A 7,340-nucleotide genomic window follows, 5' to 3' on the forward strand; every position below is an offset into this window, starting at 1 on the left:
ATATTTCATGTGAAAAAGAAGAATAATTATTCATTATACTATGCTTTTAATTCAAAATAGACAATTGTTCCTGGTGGCTGAGTTTTTGAGCAGACCCTACTTATACCGAAACTCAATATATAATAGTCAAAAAAAGGGGCACTAAACATATTATAGCTCGGCATTACCGTTCTAAAAACCAATCCGCCACAGGCGTAGAACTATTATAGGTTAAGAAATGTATTATACCGAAACTCAATATATAATAGTCAAAAAAAAGGGGCACTAAACATATTATAGCTCGGCATTACCATTCTACAAACCTATAATAGTCCAAAGACTATTATAGGTTAAGAAATGGTATTATCTCCTATTCCTTCGTACTTATCGCCTCTTATTCCCAAATCTCCTACTTGGAGCTGGTTTATTTCCTTGAGCTGCTCCGCCTTTTGCAGGTTTTGCAGTGCTTGCTTTAAATTCTGCAACCGCTGCATCGCTTAGTGGGAATGGGTGTTCGGTACCAGGGGGAATGGGTCTCCCAATCAGTTTTTGTATATCTTTTAAGTAATCCATTTCAGTTTCGTCACAAAATGAAAATGCGATTCCGCTTGCTCCAGCTCTGCCTGTGCGACCAATACGATGCACATAACTTTCAGGCACATTGGGTAATTCAAAATTAATTACATGCGACAAATCATCCACATCAATTCCGCGAGCTGCTATATCTGTAGCAACCAAAACTCTTGTATGTTGATTTTTGAAATTTGTAAGAGCACGTTGTCTCGCATCCTGCGATTTATCACCATGAATCGCCTCTGCTTTAATTCCTGATTTTACCAAGTCTTTGGCAACTCTATCAGCTCCATGTTTGGTTCTTGTAAAAACTAAAACCGTATTGATAGGTTCTGTTTTGAGCAGGTGTACCAGTAGTTTGCGTTTGTCTGCTTTGCCCACCATATATATATATTGTTGTATAGTATCGGCTGTGGTCGATGCAGGAGTAACTTCCACCTTAATTGGTTCATGTAATATAGTATTTGCTAGTTTTACAATTTCGGGCGGCATGGTAGCCGAGAAAAATAGGGATTGTCTCTTGGCAGGAATTTTAGCAATTACTTTTTTCACATCGTGAATAAAACCCATGTCCAGCATACGGTCTGCTTCATCCAACACAAATATTTTCAAGTGTTGCAAATGTACAAATCCTTGATTCATTAAGTCGAGCAAACGGCCAGGCGTGGCTATTAATACATCAGGTTTATTACGTAGGCCAGTTGTCTGAGGATTTTGTGGAACGCCGCCAAATATCACTAAATGTTTGAGTCCAGTATGTTTTCCATAAGCTTCAAAACTTTCATCAATTTGTATCGCTAGTTCGCGGGTAGGTGTTAATATCAATGCACTGATATGCCCGGTTCTGTTTCCTTTTGAATGCTCACCATGCAATATTTGTAGCATAGGTATAGCAAATGCAGCGGTTTTTCCTGTTCCAGTTTGGGCACAGCCTAAAAGGTCTTTGCGGTCAAGTATAATAGGAATGGATTGTTGCTGAATGGGTGTTGGAGTGGTGTAACCTTCTGTTTTTAGTGCCCTCAAAATAGGCTCTATCAGGTTCAATTTGTCAAATGTCATGTAATCTTTTAAAGTATTGTATATTTATTTATTTAGTACAAAGGTAGGTGATTTTGAGGCATATTGGTTTTGTATTTAATTAGAGGCGTCACCCTGCACTTGTTTCTGGGTGTATTATAACAATGTTCATTAAAAAATTCTGGAATAAATTCTGAATCACGAGTAGACAGGCTATATCATTATATGTCTCCAAGTGCTTTCTTATATACTTCTAAACATCGCTTCCTCGCAAAATCATGGTCTACAATAGGTTTTGGGTATTCGGATGATAAGTACTCAGGCACCCATTTTTTAATATATATATAATCTTTGTCGAATTTTTGAGTTTGCAGGTAGGGATTAAATATCCTGAAATAGGGAGCTGCATCGGTACCGCAGCCTGCTGCCCACTGCCAGCCTCCATTGTTCGAGGCTAGTTCGTAATCCAATAGTTTTTGAGCAAAATACCATTCGCCCCACCGCCAATCTATCAATAAATGTTTGGTGAGAAACGAAGCTACTATCATACGAACGCGATTGTGCATATAGCCTGTTTCATTGAGTTCACGCATGCCTGCATCTACAATGGGATAGCCTGTTTGTCCTTCGCACCACCGTGCAAATTGTTCTTCATTATTTAGCCATTTTAGGGCATCATACTTTTCTCTAAAACTATTTTCTACTACATGCGGGAAATGATATATTATTTGCATATAAAATTCACGCCATATCAATTCATTTAAAAATGTTTCGGAAAGTGTTAAAGCTTTTGCTACTTTTTCACGGATAGAAATAGTGCCGAAACGCAAATGGATTCCGAGCCTCGAGGTGCCTGCTATGCTTGGTATGTCACGGGTTTCTGCATAATTTTGTATAAGTCCTTTTGTGATATTTTTTGAAGGAATTATAATATCCGTTTTCTCAAATCCTAAATCAGTTAAATCAATATTTTTATGAGGTGTAGTTTTATATAAATTGTGAAAATATTCTTCAGTTGGATATGATTTGGTATAAATGGATGTCAACTTTGCTTTCCACTTTTTGCTATATGGTGTAAAAACGGTATAAGGATTTCCATCGTCTTTCACCACTTCTTTTTTCTCAAATATTACTTGGTCTTTGTAGCTGTGCAATCTAATATTATTTGCATTTAAAATAGTTTCTACTTGCTTGTCACGCAATATAGCGGCAGGTTCGTAGTCATGATTGGTGAATACTTCAGCTATATCAAATTCTTGTAAAATTTCTTTCCAAGCTTCTTCCGTAGTATTACATTTAATGAGTAGTGAAGAGCCTTTTTCTTTCAATTCCTTTTTAAGTTGTATAATAGTTTGATGAATAAAATCAACTCGTTTGTCAAATTTATTTTCTAGTTTATCTAATATAGTTTTGTCGAAAATAAATAAACACAATACAGGCTTATCATTTTTTAAAGCATGGTATAATGCTGCATTGTCGTTTAATCTTAAATCTCTTCTAAACCAATGGATGTTTATTTTTGGCATACGATACAAACAACCACATCATCATTTAGTTTTGTAACCTAGTTCGTATGTTCAAAAAAATTAAACCCGAGTATTTGATCGTTGCCTGTGTTACCTTGGTGGGGGCGATACTGCGGCTATGGAATGCCGCGGATATTCCCTTAATGAACGACGAGCTCAGTGCCATTTTTCGCACGCATTATAGCAGCTTAAGTGAGCTTTTTAATAAAGGCATCAAACCCGATGGACACCCGGCTTTGGTTCAATTATTTTTGTACTATTGGATTCAGATTGGTGGTGAAAATTCTTTATGGATAAAATTACCTTTTTTGCTATTGGGCATAGCTTGCATCCCATTAACTTATATAGCTTGCAAAAAATGGTTCAATGAAACAGCTTCCATCGTTAGTTGTACTTATATCGCCAGTTTGCAATACACGGTATTTTATTCTCAGTTAGCTAGGCCCTATAGCTGCGGTTTGTTTATGGTGCTTTTGTTTTTTATTTACTGGACCAAAATTGTGAAAGAAAATAAATATAATTGGAAAGTAATTCTATTATATATACTCTTTGGAATCTTTGCTGCCACCACACATTATTTTAGTTTACTTACTATTGCTATAATAGGTTTGTTGGGTTTATTTATAGTCGGCAAAGAATTTAGATTCAAATATATATTATTGAATTCGGCTTTAATTGTGACGTATTTGCCCAATATCAGTATTTTGATTTATCAATTAAATACAGGTGGGGTAGGGGGTTGGCTAAGCAGACCCAACGGTAATTTTATAATAGATTATTTAGATTATACAATGAACTTTTCTTCATTGGTTATTTGGTCTGTTATTGCTTTATTTGTTTGGGGCTTAAGAAGTATTTTTGAAAATAAAAAGGCGTTTTTATTCCTTGCAGTTTTTACCATAGTTTATCTTACAGGTTATATATATTCAATTAAGGTAAATCCAGTTTTGCAGTATAGTGTACTCATCTTTGCATTTCCATTTCTATTATTTTCTTTCTTTGGAAATTTGCCCAGTATAAAACCAAAACTGTTGTTCTTATTGAGCTTTTGCATACTTTGTATCAATGTTTTTTCGCTTATTAAAGACAGGAAGTATTATACCTATTTTTATGAATCGCCGCACCAAGAGATTTTGAAAGAAGCAAATACCTATTATAAAAATCAAGCTCAAAAACCTTTGGTATTATTGTTTACAAATTCTAAATTTAATAGTTATTTTAACGAAAAATACACTTATAATTTTAATTATGTAGATTTGAATGAGCATGCAGCTCCCTTTGTGAAATATATAGATAGCACCTTATCTAAATATAAAGGTTATAAACTTGTTTATGGAGCTTTAAGTAGCGAAAACCCATACTGGTTGCCCTACTTGCAAAAATACTTTCCTTATATTGAAATGAAGAAAGATTATTTTATTGGAAATTTTTATGTACTTTCTAAAACTAAACCTACAAATCAAATAGAAGAACTCCAATTGGATTCTATAATCTCGACCAAAGCAATTGTAATAGATGGAAATGAATGGACCACAGCATACGAATTTCAATTGGATAAAATATTAACTCATCACAATAATATTATAGATATTGTATATGAATTAGAATCGGATACCGCTGTAAATGCTTCTATAGTTTCAGAACTGATGCAAGATACCGCAATCAAACAATGGCGAGAACAAGAAGTAAATATTTTTCAATTAAATAAAAATAAGTTCGAAGCAATATATTCTTTCAATATGGCCGACTGTAAGCATCTTGGAGATAATCTTAAACTAAAATTCTTTTTATGGAACAAATCAAAAGAGCATTTTATAATAGGGCAGATAAAAATTAGGGTGCGAAAAGGCAATCCACTATTATATGGTTTTTATGAGAAAATAGAATAAGCATGCAGGATTTTATTTTTTAATTTTATTTGGATAGTTGGATTTTAATCCTTTTATTTGCCTTAATTAAAGATTAAAGTTCTTAAATAATTATCGGCGTTCATTTAAACAAATTGTAAAGAGCTAAACAGGAAATTTTGCAAAACATGACTTTTATGTTTGCTTCGACGCACCCGTCCTTGGGGTGTGTTCTTTCTTACATTTTTTCATGTTTAGGTATTCCTGTACCTGCTTTTGAAGGAATAGTAGGGAAGTTCACTCCTCTTTTGGTAAATTGAGGTTGTGAAATAGATGTATGATGTAACAATTCAATTCAATTAACAACTATAAAGAACCTCAAAAAATTATAAAAAAAATTATTATTATTATCGCAATCATTTTGCAATTTGCTACTCCTAAATTTTCAAATGCTCAGTTAGATTCATTTTTTGTCAATAATGTTTCTGAGTATGATTCAGCAGGCTTATTTTATTTTTACCCATCTAAACTTTCAGCAGGACAACTATTTAGTACTTATCAGTATTATTTCTTTGACGATACTTTAAATGAAATGACTCTAGTTAGGGCATGGACAGATAGCTTGCTTCATTATGACCATTATAAGTATCAACAATTCTATAAAGATATTAAAATAGAAGGAGCCGAGTTCATTGAGCATTCTCAAAGTGGTTTTTTAAAATATGCCTACGGCAAGGTTGCAACTTTTCAAGATCAGACAATATATTCAGGGCTATTAACATCTGTTATGGCATACGATAGTTTAAAAAAACAATTAAACTATTATACAAGTTTGAGTCCCGCATGGCTAGATTGAAACTGGCAACAGGATTATAGATTAAGTATAGGGGATTCTTCAGCAACAAATGTACCCATTGGTGAATTAATTTGGGCGTTAGATAATTATAGAAACTTAGGTTTTATGATAAGTAGTTCTAGGTATAAGCTCGCATGGCGTTACGATATATTATGTATTGGCTTAAATGGGTTTCAAAAAACATATTTTGTTGATGCCTATACTGGGGAAGTCTTTAGAGAAACAAATATTGGACGCAGTAATGGACCAGCTGTAATTACATTCAATGCTAATAGGACCATAGACACAAAACAACGTGGATTTCCGCACCATGATTGGATTTTGCAAACAGATGATGCTACCAGAAATATTCATACTAAATATTATTCTAGTAATGCGTGGTTTATACAATCAAATGTTAAGAAAAGTAATGATATTTGGAATGCTACTGAGGTTATGGCCACAGACCCTCACTGGATAGTTTCAGAAGCTTGGGACTACTATCTCACAGTTCATAGTAGAACAGGCATGAACGATCATGGCAGCATTGTCAAGGTACAAGGAAATTGGAATCAACCTCAAGCCCATTTCATAAGGAGAAACGGAGACAGCTACATTGAGATCGGCACTGTAAATAATTTATATTTAGCTACTTTGGATATCGTGGGACATGAATACATGCACGGAATAACTTGGCAAACAAGTAATTTGACAGGCTGGGATGAGGCAGGTGCATTAGACGAGTCATTTTCTGACATTATGGGAGAAGCGTTAGAAAGATGGTTTAGAGGAACAAATGATTGGGTAACTGGAAATGACTTGGGCACAGGCGTCGATTTAAATGGAGCAATGTTAAGACGATCTCTTCAAAATCCTAGTGCATTAGGCAGTAATGCAGATCCTAATAATGGGTGTAGTAAATCTACTGGAAATCCAGATACCTATTTGGGTACATTTTGGAATACGGACGATAGTTGCGATAATGGGGGGATTCATTCAAATTGCGGTGTTCAAAATTTTTGTTTTTTCTTGTTATCCCAAGGTGGTTCTGGCACGAATGATAATGGTGGTTTTTATAGTGTTACCGGTATAGGAGCAGACGACGCAGCTTTAATTGCTTATAATACTGTTGTAAACAATCTCACTTCAGTTTCTCAGTTTACAAACTCTAGAGCTAATTCTATTGCAGTGGCAAGGGCGATTTTTGGTACTTGTTCTAATGAAGAAATTCAAACTCAAAATGCATGGGCAGCAGTTGGGATTGGATTTAGAAGTTTATGCCAAAATAATTCAATTTCGACTTTTAACCAATTGGAAAAAAAATCAACCATCTATATACCCTAATCCAACAAAGAATAATTTTAGAATACAATTTAGCACCTCCAAGGAATATAGCGTCGATATATATTCCACTAATGGAGAATTGGTTCAATCAGCTAATAAAGTTAACAATTTTAATAATAATATTTTTTCAACTGAAGATATCGCTGCGGGTATATATTTTATAAGAATATATGATAACAAAGACGTAATTACGTTGAAAATAGTTAAACGATGAAAATA

The 7,340-nt window shown here is 34.2% G+C and carries 5 protein-coding genes; 3 read left to right on the top strand and 2 right to left on the bottom strand.

What is annotated here, in order from left to right; translation table 11 throughout:
* Window positions 1-363: 363 nt before the first annotated feature.
* A complete protein-coding gene (locus tag SGJ10_03205; GenBank protein MDZ4757133.1) occupies window positions 364-1,611 on the bottom strand; it encodes a DEAD/DEAH box helicase in 1,248 nt (415 codons plus the stop codon).
* 179 nt (window positions 1,612-1,790) lie between these two features.
* Window positions 1,791-3,095: a deoxyribodipyrimidine photo-lyase gene (locus tag SGJ10_03210; protein ID MDZ4757134.1), complete on the bottom strand. Its 1,305-nt coding sequence runs from the start codon at window positions 3,093-3,095 to the stop codon at window positions 1,791-1,793.
* A gap of 47 nt (window positions 3,096-3,142) precedes the next feature.
* Between SGJ10_03210 and SGJ10_03215 the strand changes: the two genes are divergently transcribed.
* The 3 genes from SGJ10_03215 (at window position 3,143) to SGJ10_03225 (ending at window position 7,121) form a co-directional block, all read left to right on the top strand.
* Window positions 3,143-4,984, top strand: coding sequence for a glycosyltransferase family 39 protein (locus SGJ10_03215; GenBank protein MDZ4757135.1), 1,842 nt, complete (start codon window positions 3,143-3,145; stop codon window positions 4,982-4,984).
* A gap of 379 nt (window positions 4,985-5,363) precedes the next feature.
* Window positions 5,364-5,798, top strand: a complete 435-nt coding sequence (locus tag SGJ10_03220) for a hypothetical protein (protein ID MDZ4757136.1) — start codon at window positions 5,364-5,366, stop codon at window positions 5,796-5,798.
* A gap of 105 nt (window positions 5,799-5,903) precedes the next feature.
* Window positions 5,904-7,121 carry a M4 family metallopeptidase gene (locus tag SGJ10_03225; protein MDZ4757137.1) on the top strand — a complete coding sequence of 406 codons (1,218 nt, stop codon included), beginning with the start codon at window positions 5,904-5,906 and terminating at the stop codon, window positions 7,119-7,121.
* The last annotated feature ends 219 nt before the right edge of the window (window positions 7,122-7,340 follow it).

This window comes from Bacteroidota bacterium (assembly GCA_034439655.1).
Classification (GTDB): Bacteria; Bacteroidota; Bacteroidia; order UKL13-3; family UKL13-3; genus CANJUD01.

Excerpts from the sequence above, each read along its gene's own strand:
- SGJ10_03205 (MDZ4757133.1), bottom strand. The coding sequence starts at position 1,611 with ATGACATTTGACAAATTGAACCTGATAGAGCCTATTTTGAGGGCACTA.
- SGJ10_03210 (MDZ4757134.1), bottom strand. The coding sequence starts at position 3,095 with ATGCCAAAAATAAACATCCATTGGTTTAGAAGAGATTTAAGATTAAAC.
- SGJ10_03215 (MDZ4757135.1), top strand. The coding sequence starts at position 3,143 with ATGTTCAAAAAAATTAAACCCGAGTATTTGATCGTTGCCTGTGTTACC.
- SGJ10_03225 (MDZ4757137.1), top strand. The coding sequence starts at position 5,904 with ATGATAAGTAGTTCTAGGTATAAGCTCGCATGGCGTTACGATATATTA.